At 54.2% G+C, this 17,222-nt stretch carries 16 protein-coding genes; 4 read left to right on the forward strand and 12 right to left on the reverse strand.

Annotated features, from left to right (window positions below):
* Positions 1–3: 3 nt before the first annotated feature.
* From AB4Y96_RS20120 to AB4Y96_RS20165, 10 genes are all read right to left on the reverse strand, one after another.
* On the reverse strand, positions 4–819 hold the full coding sequence (locus AB4Y96_RS20120) for a carbohydrate ABC transporter permease (protein ID WP_441919428.1): 816 nt from the start codon (positions 817–819) through the stop codon (positions 4–6).
* Positions 810–1,679, reverse strand: a complete 870-nt coding sequence (locus tag AB4Y96_RS20125; protein ID WP_441919430.1) for a carbohydrate ABC transporter permease — start codon at positions 1,677–1,679, stop codon at positions 810–812. Before AB4Y96_RS20125 ends, AB4Y96_RS20120 begins: the two co-directional genes overlap by 10 nt.
* 103 nt (positions 1,680–1,782) lie before the next feature.
* Positions 1,783–3,048: an extracellular solute-binding protein gene (locus AB4Y96_RS20130; protein WP_441919432.1), complete on the reverse strand. Its 1,266-nt coding sequence runs from the start codon at positions 3,046–3,048 to the stop codon at positions 1,783–1,785.
* 235 nt (positions 3,049–3,283) lie between these two features.
* Positions 3,284–4,273, reverse strand: a complete 990-nt coding sequence (locus AB4Y96_RS20135) for a beta-ketoacyl-ACP synthase III (RefSeq protein ID WP_441919433.1) — start codon at positions 4,271–4,273, stop codon at positions 3,284–3,286.
* Complete coding sequence (locus tag AB4Y96_RS20140; RefSeq protein ID WP_441919434.1) at positions 4,270–5,550, reverse strand: adenosylmethionine--8-amino-7-oxononanoate transaminase; 1,281 nt, start codon at positions 5,548–5,550, stop codon at positions 4,270–4,272. Before AB4Y96_RS20140 ends, AB4Y96_RS20135 begins: the two co-directional genes overlap by 4 nt.
* Positions 5,547–6,185: a dethiobiotin synthase gene (gene bioD / locus AB4Y96_RS20145; RefSeq protein ID WP_441919435.1), complete on the reverse strand. Its 639-nt coding sequence runs from the start codon at positions 6,183–6,185 to the stop codon at positions 5,547–5,549. Before bioD ends, AB4Y96_RS20140 begins: the two co-directional genes overlap by 4 nt.
* Entirely contained in the window at positions 6,182–7,327 is a 1,146-nt protein-coding gene (locus tag AB4Y96_RS20150) for an 8-amino-7-oxononanoate synthase (protein WP_441919437.1), read from the reverse strand. The genes bioD and AB4Y96_RS20150 overlap by 4 nt, the downstream gene beginning before the upstream one ends.
* Positions 7,324–8,295, reverse strand: coding sequence for a biotin synthase BioB (bioB, locus tag AB4Y96_RS20155; RefSeq protein WP_441919438.1), 972 nt, complete (start codon positions 8,293–8,295; stop codon positions 7,324–7,326). The genes AB4Y96_RS20150 and bioB overlap by 4 nt, the downstream gene beginning before the upstream one ends.
* A gap of 194 nt (positions 8,296–8,489) precedes the next feature.
* Positions 8,490–9,158, reverse strand: a complete 669-nt coding sequence (locus tag AB4Y96_RS20160) for a GntR family transcriptional regulator (protein ID WP_441919439.1) — start codon at positions 9,156–9,158, stop codon at positions 8,490–8,492.
* Positions 9,159–9,313: 155 nt separating this feature from the next.
* On the reverse strand, positions 9,314–10,204 hold the full coding sequence (locus AB4Y96_RS20165; protein WP_441919440.1) for a fatty acid desaturase family protein: 891 nt from the start codon (positions 10,202–10,204) through the stop codon (positions 9,314–9,316).
* A 111-nt stretch (positions 10,205–10,315) separates the two neighbouring features.
* Between AB4Y96_RS20165 and AB4Y96_RS20170 the strand changes: the two genes are divergently transcribed.
* Positions 10,316–11,245 carry a LysR substrate-binding domain-containing protein gene (locus AB4Y96_RS20170; protein ID WP_441919484.1) on the forward strand — a complete coding sequence of 310 codons (930 nt, stop codon included), beginning with the start codon at positions 10,316–10,318 and terminating at the stop codon, positions 11,243–11,245.
* A 105-nt stretch (positions 11,246–11,350) separates the two neighbouring features.
* Positions 11,351–12,067, forward strand: coding sequence for a class I SAM-dependent methyltransferase (locus tag AB4Y96_RS20175; RefSeq protein WP_441919441.1), 717 nt, complete (start codon positions 11,351–11,353; stop codon positions 12,065–12,067).
* A 107-nt stretch (positions 12,068–12,174) separates the two neighbouring features.
* Here the strand turns inward: AB4Y96_RS20175 and pdxR are convergent, their stop codons facing one another.
* The gene (gene pdxR / locus AB4Y96_RS20180) at positions 12,175–13,662 is read right to left on the reverse strand and encodes a MocR-like pyridoxine biosynthesis transcription factor PdxR (RefSeq protein WP_441919443.1); all 1,488 of its coding nucleotides are present in this window, start codon (positions 13,660–13,662) and stop codon (positions 12,175–12,177) included.
* A gap of 104 nt (positions 13,663–13,766) precedes the next feature.
* Here pdxR and AB4Y96_RS20185 point away from each other — a divergent pair, with 104 nt between their 5' ends.
* Entirely contained in the window at positions 13,767–14,951 is a 1,185-nt protein-coding gene (locus AB4Y96_RS20185) for an MFS transporter (RefSeq protein WP_441919444.1), read from the forward strand.
* A 283-nt stretch (positions 14,952–15,234) separates the two neighbouring features.
* On the opposite strand, the gene AB4Y96_RS20190 is transcribed toward AB4Y96_RS20185, so the two are convergent.
* Positions 15,235–16,065, reverse strand: coding sequence for an SDR family NAD(P)-dependent oxidoreductase (locus AB4Y96_RS20190; RefSeq protein ID WP_441919446.1), 831 nt, complete (start codon positions 16,063–16,065; stop codon positions 15,235–15,237).
* Positions 16,066–16,179: 114 nt separating this feature from the next.
* On the opposite strand from AB4Y96_RS20190, the gene AB4Y96_RS20195 reads away from it, so the two are divergent.
* A complete protein-coding gene (locus AB4Y96_RS20195) occupies positions 16,180–17,085 on the forward strand; it encodes a LysR family transcriptional regulator (protein ID WP_441919448.1) in 906 nt (301 codons plus the stop codon).
* The last annotated feature ends 137 nt before the right edge of the window (positions 17,086–17,222 follow it).

Genomic DNA, 17,222 nt, shown 5'->3' on the forward strand with positions numbered 1-17,222 from the left:
CCATTAGTCCTTTTTCTTGAGTGCTGAATTGATGAAACCGCTCATGACACCAACAAAGATCAAAGGCGGCAGGGAAAGAACGATGACCGAAGCATTGAGGATGCCCCACGGAACATTGCGTCCGAGAAGGGTAAACTCCGAGGCGATGATGGGCAGCGTCTTGGCGTCGGATGTGGTCAGCATCAGTGCAATGAGGAACTCATTCCAGACAAGAATGAAACTGAAGATGACGGCACCGATCAGTGATTTCGCAGCCACCGGCAGAGCAACCTTAAAGAACACCGCATAGGGACCATAACCATCAACAATTGCTGCCTCCTCGATTTCTCGGGGCACACGACTGAAAGCCGGAATTGCCAACCAGATGATCGTTGACATGGTCAACAGCGTGTAGGTGATAACGAGGGCCGTGCGGGTATCGTACAGGCCAAGATCCAGCCAGATGGCAATCAATGGAATTGCCACAGCAACCGGTGGGAGGAAACGCAGCGATAGGACGAAGAATTGGATATCGTCGGAAAAGCGGTTCGGATAACGCGCGACGGCATAGGCAGCGGGGATTCCAAGAACGGCACCGATCAATACGGACAGGCCGGCAATGATGATTGAATTGAACAATCCGTGCTGCACATTATCGCGTCCGAGCACGTAGATGTAATTATCAAGCGTCGGCGTAAAGATGAATTTCGGTGTTGTCGAAACGATGTCGACCAACTGCTTGAACGAATTCAGAAACACCCAGAAGATCGGAAAAATCGCTACCAAGACGAGTGCTGTAAGCACAATTTTTGAGGCGACGGATTTTGATTTTAGTGCCATTTGCGTACCCACTTCCAAAGAACTGTGAAAGCGATGATGGTGGCAAACATCATCAGGACGGCCATACTGGACGCATAAGAGATTTTGCCAGCTTCCACGAACCCTTGAGAAAACGCATACATATCAAGCGTTTCGGTCGCGATACCCGGACCACCACGGGTCATGACATAGATCAGGTCGAAGGCGCGCAGAGATTCCACCATCTTGACAAAGACGAGACTTAGCAAAGGCGCGGCAAGCATGGGGATGCCGATATAGAAATGCACTTCCCATGTCCTGGCATTATCGAGGCGCGCAGCTTCAAACGGCTGTGGCGGTAATGTTTCAAGCAATTTCAGAATGATGACCGAGAAGAACAATCCCCACTGCCAGACATCGACGATGGCGACTGATGCCAATGCCGTCGACGGCAGGGAGAGAAAATCAACAGGAGCACCAGTCAGCAATTTGATCGGATAGTTGATGAGACCAAAAAGCGGATTGAACATGAACTTCCACACAAAGGCCGCAGAGACGCGGGGCAACATCACGGGGATGATAAAGAGCACCGTGACCAGGTTTCGCATGCGGGGCGAGGCGGTCTCGTAGAGAAAGATTGCCAGCAGAATGGCGACCAGCATCGTTGCAGTTACAGTCACCACCTCCCAGATCAGCGAGATCCGGATCGCATTGAGAAAACGTCGGTCATTGAACAAATCTATAAAATTGGCAAACCAGACATAGCTACTGTTAGGGAAACTCAGCTCCCGGTTCTGCAGTGCAATATTGACGGCCGCAATGGTCGGGACAAACGCAAGGATCGCAAGAACCACGAGCGGTGGTATGAGAAAAAGCAGAGGTAGGCTTGTTTTCCTGTTCATTTCGGTAATCCGGCAAAATCATCAAAGATAAGTGAGGAACGGGGCTTCACATGGGGAGCGTTGTGAAGCCCCGGACAGCGACACGAAGGAATGTCGCTGCGGATCAGCGGCGTGCGATCAACTTGTTGGCGTAGGCCTCAAGCTCATCAAGGCCGCCTTTGATATCTGTCCGGCTGCCGGTGATCAGCTCTTCGAGGATGATGCCCCAGCGGTCGCCGAGATCAGGCCAATCGGCGTTGACCCAGAAATTGACATCGGTGTACTGCGCCGTCTCGTTAAGCGCATTGCCAATCTCCGCACCATATTTCTTTTTAAAAGCATCACTGTTGATGACGCTGGTTCGATTGATGTCACCAAAAATGCCCTGTTCAAGCCGTCGTTCTTCATTTTGTTTCGATGTGGCCCATGCGATAAAAGCACCAGCGCATTTCTTTGCGGCATCGTCGGCATTTGCCTTTGCGCCGATGGCAAGGCCATGGCCATAGCCGCCTCCGACGAGCGGACGTGGCGGAACGGTGTAACCGACCTTGCCCGCCACCGATGATTGTTTGGGATCTTCCGTCTGGCCAGCAAGCGGACTTGACTCGATGATCATCGCGACATTGCCGGAGTTGAAGGCTTCGGTGACCTCAGTCCAGCTGCCGGTCTGCGTACCCGGGGCCGAATATTTGAAAAGACGCAGATAGGTCTCTGTCGCTTTAACGGCTGCAGCGGAATTAAAGGCCGGTTTGCCATCGACAAACCACTCGCCGCCGAACGCCTTGAAATAGGTCATCCACCGCCAGACATTTGCGCCAGACCCGCGACCGCCGCGTAGGGCCGTGCCGTAGAAACCCTTGGCCGGATCATTCAGTTTGGCAAGTGCGGCTTCGTATTCCTCCAAGGTCTTGGGCGGCGTGATCCCGGCCTTTTCCAGGACATCCTTACGATAGTAAAGCAGATCACCGCCGCCCTGAATGGGGGCGAAATAGGCGATGCCGTTGTAGCTGGCAACCTTCTTTCGCCCCGCATCGAAATCATCATAACTGGCGTCCGCCGGGTAGTAATCGAGCAACGGCACGATCCATTTTGACTCGGCAAAAAGCGCGACATTGGCCTCGTCAATATAATAGACATTGTACTTACCCGTTGTTGCTGCCTCCGCACGCGATTTGGCGCGCCGATCATTTTCATTCAGGTAGTCAAACTCGAACGAAGCACCCGAAAGCTTCTTGAATTCGTCCTTGTAGTTTTCAAGCAGGGTAAGACTGTCGCGGGGTTGCGCCAGAACCCGGACTGTACTGTTGCAGATTTGTGCATTCGCGCTATTTGCAAAAATGAGTAGAGCGGCACTCCCAAACAGGGCAGTGCGATATAATCTGTCGATCATTGGTTGTCCTCCCAAGGTCACCATTATTGGGGATATGGCAGGCATTTCTCCTCTTACCTGTCCAATCCTGAATGAAAATTGACAGGGGCGAAACAATCTCGATAGCGGCAAATTTTCAGAAAACTAATACGAATTTGCAATTTCTGGGCTTGAGAGCAGACGGGCAAAATCACAGAACATGGTTCAATTGAGCTGGTTATTATACCTAGGCCAGTCCAATGTTACCGGTATGGCATTAAATGCCCCAGACGACGGCGCCACCTGTTAAGCCAGCGCCAGCTGCGGTTAGCAGCAGTTTTTCGCCCGGCACCAAGGGTCGCTTGCGATCCGTAAGACATAGTGAGAGCGGAATGGTTGCGGCAGAGGAATTGCCATACTCTGCTATGGTGCGCACGGTTCGGGAAGCATCAATGCCAAGATTATCCGATACCACATCGAAAATGCGCGCATTGGCCTGATGTGGCACAAACCTGTCCATGTCTGCCGAACAGAGATTCGCATCTGCCATTGCTCGCTGCGCGCATGTGGTCATCATCTGGACAGCCCGCGTGAACATTTCCTTGCCGCTACGCATCGTCATCAGGCATTCCTCATTTGCCATGCCTGAAGCAAACGGCTTTGCGGAACCTCCTGCGGGAATTGAAATCAGATCATAATAGCTGCCGTCCGAGGCCAGGTTCACACCAAGCAAGCCAACATCTGAATCGCTTGATGGCACCAGAACGACAGCACCCGCCGCATCGGCAAAGAGAACGGCACTTGCGCGTTCGGCCGGATTGATGCGCCTGCTCAAAATATTGGCGGCCACGACAAGAACCGGACGCCCTTGCGCACGGACGAAACCATCAGCAAGCGTTAACGCGTAAAGGAACCCCGAACATGCACCGGCAAGATCAATAGCACCGGAATTAATGAGCCTGAGACGATGCGCCAGCAATGGAGCTGAAGGTGGTAAAAGATGGTCAGGGGTTGATGTGGCAAGGATCGTCAGGGCGATGTCATCAGGCAAGAGATCGGCGTCGTCCAAAGCCGATGCCCCTGCCTTTTCGGCAATATCCGTGAGGAATTCGCCGTCTTCGACCCAATGCCGGGTGCGAATACCGGTTCTGCGCTCAATCCAGCCGGGCTCCAGCCCGAGTTTGCTTTCTATCTCTGCATTTTCCACGCGGCGCGCCGGCACGTAGTGACCAAATCCGGCAATTCGACTTGCCGCTATCCGGCTCATCGCCTCCCCACGGCAAGCATATCCGCCGCCTCATCAATAGCATCATAGGCACGGTCCAGATCAGTTTCATCGACGCAATAGGGTGTCATCAGATAAATGACATTGCCAAGAGGGCGGATCAGGAGATTTCTGGATCGGAAGAAAGCGCGCAGTTTTGGTCCAGCGTCGGAAAGATAGCCTGATATCGAAGTATTGAGGTCTAGTGCAGCGATCGTCCCGGTCTGGCGTATATTGCTGAATCGTGGGTCTGCCGCGAACCGTTTCAACCTTTCACGATGCATGGCTTCCAGCGATCGAATGCGCGCATGCACTGGCTCTTTCTTCCACACTTCAAGATTGGCGAGCCCCGCTGCACAAGCAATCGGATTGGCAGTATAAGAACTCGAATGAAAGAAAGTCTTGGTACGATCGGTGGATAGATGCGCGTCAAATATTTTTGGAGAACACAGGGTTGCAGCCAGCGGCAAAGCACCACCGGTCAGTCCTTTCGATGTGCATAATATATCCGGCGTAATGCCGGCGTGATCGCAGGCAAACAATGTTCCGGTTCGCCCCCATCCGGTCATCACCTCGTCAGCGATCAGCAAGGTGCCATATTTTTCAGCGATGCGCTTCAGTTCGGTCAAGAGCGATGCGGGATACATCCGCATTCCCCCTGCCCCCAACACAAGCGGTTCGACCAGCAATGCAGCGACCTGCCCACTCCGGCATAGCTGTTCGAAAGCATCAAGCGTATTCTGCTCATGTCCGGGCAGCGGAAACGGCACCTGATCGACACTGAAAAGCAATGACTGGTAGGCTGCGTTGAAAACCCCGCGCTCCCCCGCAGACATGGTCCCGATTGTATCGCCGTGATAGCTGTGTTCCATAACGACGATGCGCGACCGTGGTTCTCCCATATTATGGAAATAGCCCAATGCCATCTTCAGTGCGACTTCCACGCAGGTTGACCCGCTGTCCGAATAAAAGACGTGTGCAAGGCCTTCCGGAGCGATGGCGAGCAACCCCTTTGCAAGTTCTTCGGCGGGCTCGTGGGTGAACTCAGCAAAGATGATCTGATCAAAGCTGTCGCAAGCCTCGCGGATCGCCTTCATGATAAGCGGATGGCGATGTCCGTGTGTGATAACCCACCAGGAGGAAATCGCATCGAGAATGGCTGACCCCTCGTCGTCATGAAGCCATGCGCCTTCCGTTCTGAGGATGCGCCTCATCGCGGGCTCCAGCGCGTGTTGGGTGAACGGATGCCAAACAGGCGATGATGCAAGAGAATAGGTCACGGGTTCACCATCTGAAAATGCGCTGTATCGAAATTTTCCTGAAAGGCTTTGTGCAATGCATCGGCTGTCAACGGCTTAAGCAATGGCAACCGGCCAAGGCAGCGGACACGACCCAACGTCCCGATAATGTACTGCGTATCCATATGTTCATCGCCGATGAAGGCAACGCCGAACACCGGTACGCAACGTTGGCGCAAAGCTTCCAAGGAGAGCAATGTGTGATTGATCGTTCCAAGACCCGTGCGAGCGCATAGAATAACGGGGATTTGCCAGCGGGCGAAAAGATCGGCAAATATTTCGGTTTCCGTCAGCGGAACCATCACACCACCAGCGCCCTCAATAATGAGCGGACCGTCTATGGAAGGCGGATTGAGCAACTCCGGTCGTATTCGAACATTGTCCAACCGCGCAGCAAGATGTGGCGAAGCAGGCGTCTGAAGCCGCCAGGTCTCGGCAATAATCCTATCGGGCGGAATCTGACCGAGGCGGGCAACGGCTTCGCTATCAGTTTCTTCCTCAAGGCCAGCCTGGACAGGTTTCCAGTAAGAGGCACCGAGTGCACTGACTAGCGCCGCTGAAAATATTGTCTTGCCAATATTCGTATCGGTACCCGTAACGACAAAACGCAAACTCATATGACTTCCTCGGCCAATGCAACTTTAAGATGATTGAGCATCCGCTCGATTTCGTACTGGTCGACATTCAGTGTGATGGCTATTCGCAGGCGCGCTGTTCCCTCGGGAACCGTGGGCGGGCGGATTGCACGGATATCGAAACCACCCGCTTGCAGCCGCCTCGCAACACGCGTTGCACGCGCATTGTCGCCAATCAGGATGGGCAGAATTTGTGACCCGCTCCCCTCCATCCCAAAGGTCGCCGCAAGTTGTGTGCTGGCGAACGTGAAAAGCTTCTGCAGACCCAGTCTGCGCTGAGGTTCGTCTGCAAGCATCTTCAGTGCCTCGCGAACTCCCGTCGCCATAAGTGGCGACGGCGCGGTGGAATAAATGAAGGCGCGGGCGCGATTGACAAGATAATCGCAAAGGACCTTGCTCCCCCCTACGAGCGCACCTGAAACGCCAAGTGCCTTGCCGCAAGTGTGCAACAGGATAATGTTATCCCGCCCCTCAAGGCCCGTCGCAAGCCCACGACCTTCGCTACCAAATACTCCGGTCGCGTGTGCCTCGTCGACGACGAGAAAACTCTCATATCTGTCCGCAAGCGCCATCAGATCGGCTAACGGCGCACGATCACCATCCATGGAATAGAGGCTCTCGACTGCAATCCACGCATGCCCCTTGCCGCCCGCCATGCGCCACTGCCTCAATGCGCTCTCGAAATTCCCGAGATCATTATGCCTGATCATGACCGATTGCGCCCGGCTGGCTGTGACACCTTCGCGAGCGCTGGTGTGTATAAACGCATCATAGACAATGAGATCATCGCGTTGCGGCAGCGTCGAAAACAGCGCGGCATTGGCGGCATAACCGCTTGAGAAATAGAGCATCTTCTCCACACCGAAAAAGGCAGATGCTTCATCTTCGAGCGCCTCATGCTCGGAATGATTGCCGCGAAGCAAACGAGACCCGCCCGAACCAGCCGGGACGCCGCGCTCCAAAGCAGCAGCTATCGCTGCTGCAATACGCGGGGAACCGGCAAAGCCGAGATAGTCATTCGATGTAAAATCAACACCGTTGCATGGCACCAGCGTCCGCAATCTTCCCTTGCGTTCTAATCCGTTCAACGTCCTGTCATAACGGGCAAGATAATGGGACGTCATTCGGCAATACGCGGAGGCATTGCCTTCAGCCCCAATCGCCGGAACAGTCCGGTATCGTGATCATCGCCGGGATTTTCCGCAGTGAGCAGCGTGTCACCGACAAAGATCGAATTCGCACCGGCGAAGAAACACAGCGCCTGCATCTCGTCGCTCATTTCCGTACGCCCGGCGGACAGACGAACATGCGTCTGAGGCATGAGAATGCGGGCAAGCGCTGTGGCCCGCACAAATGCAATGGGATCAACGGGAATTGCGTTGGCCAGCTTTGACCCGGGGATCGGGATCAGCATATTGATCGGCACACTCTCCGGCTGTACCGGAAGGTTGGCAAGGGTAACGAGCATTGAGATATGGTCATCCGTCGTCTCGCCCATGCCGAGAATGCCACCGGCACAGACCTTGATCCCTGCCTCCCGCACATTTCCGAGTGTTTCCAGACGATCCGCAAAACTGCGGGTACTGATGATCTCGCTGTAAAAGCGCTCGGACGTATCAATGTTGTGATTGTAGTAATCAAGGCCCGCCTCTGCGAGCCGGTTCGCCTGTCCTGAAGACAGCATACCAAGCGTCATGCAGGTCTCCATACCCAGCGCCCGAACGCCCTCGACCATGGCAACAACCATGTCCATGTCACGATCTTTGGGACTGCGCCACGCTGCCCCCATGCAGTATCGTGTTGCACCACTGTCGCGAGCCTTGCTTGCCTCTTCAAGGACCTTCTCGACTTGCAGCAGCTTCGATGCCTTGAGCCCGGTGGGGTAATGTGCGGACTGGCTGCAATAGCCACAATCCTCAGGGCATCCACCCGTTTTGATCGACAACAATTTGCTGAGCTGGATGGCATTGGGGTCAAACTGTGCCCTATGCACACTATGTGCCTCGAATAGCAGATCATTGAACGGCAAATTATAGATTTTTTTTGCCTCATCGAAATCCCAGCGTTCAGCGGGGATTACAGATGCACTCAAACCTTCGGATTCCTGTATCGCAGATACTGACATTGATAACCTTTCGGGCTTACATGCATAATTATAGATAGAATCACAAATTATCTATAATTTTATTCACGACATGGAAAAACGCAAGCCGCTTCGAACGGTCGGAAATTCAAATCGAGCTATGGCTGTCTAAAAATGCCTCTAGAGATGAACGACAGCGGCAATTAGCCAACAATGGCAAAGGCATCGCGCGTTGAGCCTGTCGGGCCTTTAACCGGTTTTTGCCCGATCCATTGAACGTGGCGTTCAAGCACGGCAACAGCGTTGTCAGTATTGCGCTGCCGTAGAAACCCGAGGATTGCACGATGATCGTGATCGGTCCGAACTTCCCATTCCAAGCGCCAAGCTGAAAACAGGAAACGCGCACTCACTGCATGAAGATCGTCGATTGCCGCCAACAAACGCGGCATTTCGCAGGGGGTCAGGATCAGCCTATGAAACCGCCGATTGGCCTCTTCCCAAGAGCGCACATCCCGCGAATTATCGCCCGCGAAGGTTGCCTCTTCGGCCTGCTCAAGAATTGACGCCGTCAAATGCGGCACCGCATGGCGAAGTGCAAGCCCCTCAAGCTCGGCACGCATCAGCGCCACTTCGCGAACCTCTTTCAGATCAAAGGAGGCCACCCGCACGCCCCGTCGCGGTTCGCTGACGGCCAATCCCTGGGCCTCAAGCTTGCGAAATGCCTCTCTCACCGGAACGTGGCTTGCTCCAAACTCTTCGGCAACATGGTCCTGCCGCAATTTGGCACCCGGCTCCAGCTGGCCCGTTACAATCCTGTCGGCAAGGATGCGGCTGATGCGGTTGGCAATGGTGTCTTCGTTGGCTGCGGTCATGTTCTATAGATATTTTGCTTCTGATCCCCTGTCGAGCCAGCCCCGTTGTATTTGTTGTGGGGCACTTTCCGAACATAGTTGGGACCGCATTTCAGCATCGTCATCGCTGTCGACCAACTAAGTCAGGTAAAATTCATGGCATTGAAGGGCAGCATTTACCGCATCGTCTCAATGTACTTAATGTTAAAATTGACATAGCCAGCCTCCGTTTCCTTGAGCTGGGCCTCTATCAGCTCGTGGAATTCCGGCAGTCGGTGAAAAGGCACACCGGGATATGAGTGGTGTTCGGCATGATATGGCATATTCCATGCAAGCTTGCGAACGAGCCAATTCGTCGTGGTGGTCCTGCTATTTTCCAGCATATTTGCAACAAATGGACAGCGACCATGCTCGGCAAGAAGATAGAGACGCAAGAACGGCTGCCCAAGTAGAGCTGGCAATACCCATACATAGAGAAGAAGCGCCGTGTGCAGATAAAGCGAAAGTGCAAGCATGATGGCATAAACAATCATCATCATCCGCGCTTCAGCCCGCACTTTTGGGCGCCCTTTTTCGGGAACAAACGTGTCGGAGCAGTGGCCAGCAGCATTCCTGACCAGCGTTTTCAGATGACTTACCCAAACTGGAAAACCCGAGACGTGTACAATATATTGTCGTAAAAATTCTGGTTTCGGAGATGCCAATTCAGGGTCGTTTTCAGGGTCTTGGGTAAAGCGGTGGTGGGCAAAATGGAAATACCGAAACCAGTCCGTCGGCAGCACGAGGATTAAACTGCATGTACGGGCAACAAAATCATTCAGCCACTGGGTTCTGAACGGGGTACGATGCACCGACTCATGCAGCAGGGTGAATAAAAACACGAGCAGGATACCTTGCGGCAACATCAAGAGCGGCCACAAAGTTATACGCATTGCGATCAACGACCCGAGAAAAACGATCGCGCCCCAATGAGCGGCGAGCTGAATCACGCCCGCTCGGTTTGATTTGCCAGTCAGATGGTCACGCTGCTCAGATGTCAGTGATGCGATAATAGTCCGGTGATCCATGGATGCCCTCAAACAGTTGGTTTCAGATGAATGAGAGTATTCAATATTTAATCTTTTTTAAAACGAGAATTCCTGCCATATTAGAAAGATAAGCTTATCTATTTTAGGTGAATAATCTTGTTTCCATCCTTACGTGGATTGCAGGCATTCGAGGCAGCCGCGCGAACTGGCAGTTTTATGTCTGCAGCCAAAGAGCTTTCAATTTCGCCTGCGGCAGTCAGTCAGCTTATTCGTGCTCTCGAAGCACAAGTAGCACGCAAACTGTTCCAAAGGATCAACCGGCGAGCCATACTCACGGAAGCAGGCCGAGAAATTCTGCCCCGGCTTTCATTGGCTTTCGACGAGTTGAGAAGTGCTTCGAGTGAACTGTCCGGTGGTCAACGACGATCTTCACTCGTCATATCGGTACCGCCTTCGATGGCAATGGGTTGGCTCTCGCGCCGTTTACCTGATTTCATCACCGTACATGGCCCGGTAGATATCTCTTTGAGGGGTGAAGGCGACCCTGTTTCATTTGAGCGCGATCTGATTGACATTCGACTGTCCTATGGGCGCTTCCACTATCGCGAACACAGCACAGAAGAAATTGCCGTTGACGCGGTTTTTCCCGTCTGCACACCGGGTTTTCTGGCACAGTACGGCCCCGTGAATACCACCGCGGATCTACTGACCTTGCCATTGATTCATACCGATTGGGGACCGGCTGCGTCTTCGTTTCCCTCATGGCGTAACTGGTTTGAAACAGCACTTCTGACACCCGGCCGCGACATTCAACGGGGCCTGACCGCAAACTCGTCAAAGGCTGCTCTTGATCTTGCGCTTGGAGGATTGGGAGTCGCTCTGGGGCAAGGCATTTATTCTGCTGACCTAATTGAAACGGGCCCGCTAATCAGACCAGTAAAACGTGTACTTGAACTCGGACAGCCTTACTGCCTGACAATACCTCAACGAAGCGCCCGGAAAATGGTGGTATCGGCTTTCAGATCATGGTTCATCAATGAATGCTTGCGCTCGATAAAGTCACCATCCCTTGCGATATAGGCCGAGATACTCGCATTCGGGTTCCGACGTCATCTCCTGTATATTTTCAAACAGCTCTTGTGCCGGCCCCATCTAGGCTGGGAATGGTCGCGAAGGAAAAATACTATGTCCAAAGATTCCGCTGCCAAATTTGATAGTTCCCGAGCTGCGGAGTACGCACGGCAAAGCCGGATTGCTCTGGCCGGCTACGATGCTTGCCACGAGCTTTCGGCCTGCATGCTTTCGGCAGTGCTTGGTGCTGGAACAAAGGCGAGGTTATTGGTCGTTGGAGCCGGTGGAACAGCCGGTGAGATCATAGCCGCCGCAACACTCGAACCAGATTGGTCATTTGTCGCCGTTGACCCGTCACCACCAATGCTGGAGCTGGCGAAGGCCGAATTGGCCGCAGCCGGATTGGAGCAGTGTGTGGAGCCGGTTCTGGGTCACCTTGCCGAAATCTCCATAACACCATCTTTTGACGCAGCGATCATGATTGGTGTCCTGCATCACCTGCAAGATGACGAAGCAAAAAGCGAAATCCTCAAGCAGATTGCAACACGTCTTAGACCGGGCGCGCCATTGGTTCTCGCCGGAAATTATAGAACCTATGCTTCGCAGCCGCTCCTGATGAAGGCTTGGGCCACCCGTTGGCGGATGAACGGCGCCGGTCCCGAGGAAATCGAAGCCAAGATGGGCAAGATATTGCAAGGAGCCGAACCACCTAGATCGGAAGAAGCTATTGCCATTTTACTCTCCGAGGCGGGGTTTGATACTCCATACCGCTTCTTTTCCAGCCTGTTCTGGGGCGCTTGGTTGACACGCCGTGTACCTGACGGTCTGTGAGGCGGACACGGTTCATTCAGATAGAAAACGAACTATTTGGCGACAGGCCACGGTAGCGCGTCATCAAACCTCAACTGGCCCGACATCTCGGTTGGAATTCGCAATCATCATAGTTTGAAATCCGCAAAGACGGCGGCCAAACGTTTTGTTCCGATATCGGCCTCGGCATCTGTTAAGGCCGAGAAACCCAATAACAAACCATAATCGGAAGTAGGCGCGATGTGCATTGGCGAAACCGGCAGAACAGAAACGCCATGGTCGCGTGCGCCACGCGCTAACACTGTGTCATCATTTTCCGCACGAACGCGCGCCAGAAGATGGACTCCCTGTTGGGGCGGACTGACTTTTAGATGTTCGAAGAGGCGCTCATGCAACAATGACACCAACACATCACGTGACTGCCGGTAGGCATCGCGCAATCGGCGTAAATGGCTTGAAAAATGCCCTTCAGCCAAAAAGTCAGCGACCACCAATTGTTGAAATGGGGCGGGGAAACGATCAAGAAGTGCGCGCATGCTGCGAAACGCCGGAACCAAATCGTCCGGCACCACCAGATAGCCAAGACGAAATCCCGGCAGCAGAGCCTTGCTGAAAGTGCCGACATAGATGACACAGTGGTGCTCATCAATTCCTTGCAGGGCGGCAAGTGGCGGCCCATCATAACGGAACTCGCTGTCGTAATCATCTTCGATGACCCAGGCCCCGGCGGTTGCAGCCCAATCAAGAAGCGCCAGCCGGCGCGCCATGGGAAGCACCACGCCTGCGGGATATTGGTGCGATGGAGTGACATAGACAGCCCGTGGCCTGACAGCGAGTGCTGCGAGGGCGGAAACGTCAATGCCATTGTCGTCAATCGGTACAGGCGCAAGCGTTGCCCCATGCGCGATCAAGGCATGCCGGGCGGGCGGATAACAAGGGTCCTCCACCGCAACGACATCGCCTGGATCAAGTAAAGAACGGATTGCAAGATCGATCGCCTGTTGTGACCCCGCAGTGATGAAGATGCGGTCTGGTACACAGCGCACACCACGCGCGGCAAGAAGATAGGCGGCCACCGCTTCCCGCAACCACGCTTCCCCCTGTGGATTGCGGTAATGGTCCGACAAGGTACCGACATGGCGATGAGCAATGCGATTGAGGATCGCGCGCGTCTTTTCATCCGGTGGCGTGCGTCCCGTCGCAAAGGGGACCTGCGGTGGCGGATCGGGTTGATGAGCCGTCATGATGACAGTACGGGCAGCGCGGGAAAGAAGGCGATCACGTTCCGGCCCCGACCATCCCTCTCCACCCGGACGTCCGGAGCGTTCAGGCACATCAGATGAAACGAAAGTACCCGAGCCGATGCGGCCGACGGCATAACCTTCGCTCAGGAGTGTTTCATAGGCCTCAATGACCAAGCCACGGGACACACCCCAAAATTGCGCGCCCGCACGCGACGAGGGAAGCCGTGTCCCGGGCTGCATCACCCCGGTGATGATCACCGCACGCAAAGCAAGATAAAGCTGTCGGACAAGCGGCACGGGAGACACCCTGTCGATGGCGATAGTAACCAGATGCGCTGTTCCCTCGCGCCGGCGCGAGCCTTCAACTGTCACGTTTTATACCCCAAGTGGTTCCCGCGAGCGGCTTCAAGTGGTCCTGTTATTTGATGTCGAATGGCAAGATAATCGAACCAATTATTCATTTGAGTCAAGAGATCATGCGCACATCACACGCCAACTGCCTGTTTATGGGAAGCCTTCTAACTGCCGCTGGCTATGGAGCGACATTCCTCCTTACCGAGCATTTCCGCGCTTTTGGCGGTAGCGAGATCGACACCGGCATTACGCTTGGCGGCGCAATGTTCGGCACTTTGATTGGAGTGCCTTTGGTCGGCTGGTTTGCTGGCCGCTTCGGCGCAGCTCGCATGGGAGCACTGGGGGCGCTGGCTGTCTGTGCCGGGTACCTCGTTCTTGCTTCCTTGAAGACCCTGTCGCCGCTGATCGGTGGAGCTGGCTTTCTCATTGGACTTGGGTGGGGAATATTCTATCTCGCTGCACCAATGGCGTTGTCCGAGCGCGTCACAGATACGGAGCGTGGCTTCTGGTTCGCACGCTACGGAGCGTTCCTGATGGCGGGAATTGGCGGCAGCCCGGTTATAGCAGGCACGCTGACGGGAAGCCTTGGATTTTCCACTCCCGCTGCATTTTGCCTGGTTGCGGCGGCCTGTGTTCTTGCGGCCGTGCTTCTGTGGGCTTTTGACAGACTGGCCCCAAAAGGTGCTGCCGTTGCGCCAGCCTCTTTCAGTGAAGGTTGGGTGCGCAAATTGCCTGATATCGCCCGGACGCGAGCCATCTACCCAATCCTGATGGTGGGGCTTGGCGCTTGTGTCTTTAGTGGTATTTTGACGTTTCAGACGTCGCTCGTGCGAGGCACCGGCCTTCAGGCCAGCACGTTCTTTAGCGTCTACGCCTTAACCGTGGTGGCATCCCGTTTTGTATTGGCACCGGTGGTCAACCGGGCCAATGGTGATCATGTCGCCATTGTTCTCCTATCGCTGATGATCCTTGGCGTGGTGGTAAGCTTCGGATTTCACTATGGCGTCTTGGTCCAGATCACCAGTGCTGTTCTGCTTGGCCTTGGTTATGGCTTGGTTTACGCAGTGATCCAGACACAAGCGGTGAATGATGGTCCCATCGATCAACGTAACGCTGCAATGACGTGGTTTGTAATCGCTTATTTCGTCGGCATATTCGGATTTCCCCTGTTTGGTGGCTGGATGATCGTCAATTTCGGCACGAATGGCTTACTTGGTGCCATATTGGCGTTCGCGATTGCTGAGTTGGCCGTGGCGCTGCTGCGCGTACGCCACGGTCTGTACGCTCTGCCGAAGGAAGCCTCATGAGCAAGCCATCGATCACGGATTACCGAGGAGCAGAGAGGGACCGAACAGAGGCGTCGCCGATACGACCAACGCGATTATACACGCGCCTCTTCCGGCAAATCTCCTTTATAGGAGCATTGCGTCGGCACCCAAATGATATCAGTGAAAGATGGTCCGACTGTTTGGAACGCGATATCGCCAATCGCCTGCTTGCCACGGGTCAGGATTGGTCATATCCGCTTGAATAGTCACGCTGGCCGCCACCGCCATTTTACCCAATAGATCCCCTTTCTTGGGGATTTGCCTATTCAGCATTTTCGAAATCAGTGCTGCGGGTAACGGTTTCCCAAGCATCGATCTCATCGGCAATCTGATCCAGTTTGCTGCGTGCACGGCGCAGCGCGTCGCTGCCAAGCAGCAAATGAAGAGGCGGCTTATCGGAGCGAACCAGGGCGATGATCGCTTGCGCCGCGAGATCCGGATTGCCCAGCTGTCGACCTGCAGCGGTATCGAAGGCGGTAGAACTCCGTCCGATGGTCTCAGCGTAGGCAGCATCTTCAGCGTCACTTTTGCGTATCGAGTGAGACGAAAGGAAATCCGTCCGGAATGCACCTGGGGCAACCGCTGTTACTTTGATTCCAAGTGGTGCAACTTCCAAAGCCAATCCTGATGAAAGCCCTTCAAGCGCGTATTTGGCGGCAGCATAGACTGCCGATCCGGTGGTTGGCGCGCGCCCGGCGATCGACGTGACATTGATAATGTGACCGTGGCCTTGTGTGCGAAGGTAAGGCAATGCCGCTCGAATGATCTGGAATGGCGCAAAGACATCGACAGCAAACAGCCGCTCGACATCTGCATCTGACGCTTTCTCCAATGCACCAAGCAACCCGTATCCGGCATTGTTTACGATGACATCGATCTGGCCCGCTATCTCGAACGCCTTCAGTACGCTGGCCGCCGCCGCGTTGCCATCGACCAGATCAACATTCAAGATATGCAAGGTACCGCGATCATGATCAAGTTGGAATTGCCCAGCTCGAACTGTCCCAATCACAGTGTCCCCTTCTGCCAGTGCTGCCCAGGCGAGTGCCTTGCCAAGACCACGCGAAATCCCTGTGATAAACCAAGTTGTCATTTTTCTATCCTCTTCAATGAACCAAAGAGAAAATGACAGAAAGGCCTTGTCTTTATAATACATTCAAAAATTATAGAACTTGTTAGTTGATCTAAGCAATATATAGTGCCCAGAATGGATAGCTTGCTCGCCGCTCATGACTACAACCAGCTTCGCGCCTTTATTGCCGTAGCTGAATTTCTAAGCTTCACCCGAGCTGCCGATAGCCTCGGCGTTTCCCCTTCAGCTTTAAGCCAGATGGTGCGAAGTCTAGAGGAACGGTTGGAGATGCGCCTCCTCCACCGGACGACACGAAATGTGTCACTGACGGAGGCTGGTGAAAATTTGCTTCAACGGGTGAAGCCCGCGGCATTCGAACTTGGAAGCGCTGTCGCGCAGGCCCGTCGCTCAGGAGAAAATCCTGCTGGAACGGTAAAGGTACATTCGTTTCGATCTGCAGCCCGAAAGCATATCGAACCCATTCTTGCCAGCTTCACCGAATGCTACCCTGAGGTGCTGCTCGACATTACGCTTGATGACGAAGTTATTGATATCGTTGCAGGAGGCTTCGATGTGGGCCTGCGTATAGGAGAGGTGATCGAGCGCGACATGATTGCCGTTCGTCTGGGATCAGAACTCCGGCAGGTGGTGGTGGCGACACCTGATTATCTCGCCCGTCATGGATATCCGGAGCACCCACGAGACCTCGTTCGCCATCGCTGCATACGCTGGCGCTGGCCGGGCCGGGCGACGCCGTATGCCTGGGAATTCTTCGAGAATGAAAACTGGTTCAGTGTCTCTGTCGAAGGTCCATTGATTTTCAGTGACAAGGAAATGGCGCTGACCGCAACGCTCAAAGGAATCGGGATCGGATTTCCAATCGAAGACACGGTTGAAGACCACCTCGCTAGCGGAAGGCTCATCAGCCTTCTCGATCCATGGTGTGCTCCGTTTCCCGGACTGTTTTTATGCTATCCCAAGCAGCGCCATATGGCACCCGCCCTGCGGGTTTTCATCGATGCCCTGCGAGCCGGTGCCTGAATGCTCGTTCTCTGACATCAATCTGCGTCAATTCAGGTCATCTATCCGTCTTGGAATCCTCCCTCCAGATTGCAGATTCATGTCTTATGGGATGACTGCTCCCCCAGACGTTCGCGCACATGGAGCGCAGAGCCATT

This window comes from Phyllobacterium sp. TAF24 (assembly GCF_052113785.1).
Lineage (GTDB): Bacteria > Pseudomonadota > Alphaproteobacteria > Rhizobiales > Rhizobiaceae > Phyllobacterium.

Excerpts from the sequence above, each read along its gene's own strand:
- AB4Y96_RS20120 (WP_441919428.1), bottom strand. The coding sequence starts at position 819 with ATGGCACTAAAATCAAAATCCGTCGCCTCAAAAATTGTGCTTACAGCA.
- AB4Y96_RS20125 (WP_441919430.1), bottom strand. The coding sequence starts at position 1,679 with ATGAACAGGAAAACAAGCCTACCTCTGCTTTTTCTCATACCACCGCTC.
- AB4Y96_RS20130 (WP_441919432.1), bottom strand. The coding sequence starts at position 3,048 with ATGATCGACAGATTATATCGCACTGCCCTGTTTGGGAGTGCCGCTCTA.
- AB4Y96_RS20135 (WP_441919433.1), bottom strand. The coding sequence starts at position 4,273 with ATGAGCCGGATAGCGGCAAGTCGAATTGCCGGATTTGGTCACTACGTG.
- bioD (WP_441919435.1), bottom strand. The coding sequence starts at position 6,185 with ATGAGTTTGCGTTTTGTCGTTACGGGTACCGATACGAATATTGGCAAG.
- AB4Y96_RS20150 (WP_441919437.1), bottom strand. The coding sequence starts at position 7,327 with ATGACGTCCCATTATCTTGCCCGTTATGACAGGACGTTGAACGGATTA.
- AB4Y96_RS20160 (WP_441919439.1), bottom strand. The coding sequence starts at position 9,158 with ATGACCGCAGCCAACGAAGACACCATTGCCAACCGCATCAGCCGCATC.
- AB4Y96_RS20165 (WP_441919440.1), bottom strand. The coding sequence starts at position 10,204 with ATGGATCACCGGACTATTATCGCATCACTGACATCTGAGCAGCGTGAC.
- AB4Y96_RS20175 (WP_441919441.1), top strand. The coding sequence starts at position 11,351 with ATGTCCAAAGATTCCGCTGCCAAATTTGATAGTTCCCGAGCTGCGGAG.
- AB4Y96_RS20185 (WP_441919444.1), top strand. The coding sequence starts at position 13,767 with ATGCGCACATCACACGCCAACTGCCTGTTTATGGGAAGCCTTCTAACT.
- AB4Y96_RS20190 (WP_441919446.1), bottom strand. The coding sequence starts at position 16,065 with ATGACAACTTGGTTTATCACAGGGATTTCGCGTGGTCTTGGCAAGGCA.
- AB4Y96_RS20195 (WP_441919448.1), top strand. The coding sequence starts at position 16,180 with ATGGATAGCTTGCTCGCCGCTCATGACTACAACCAGCTTCGCGCCTTT.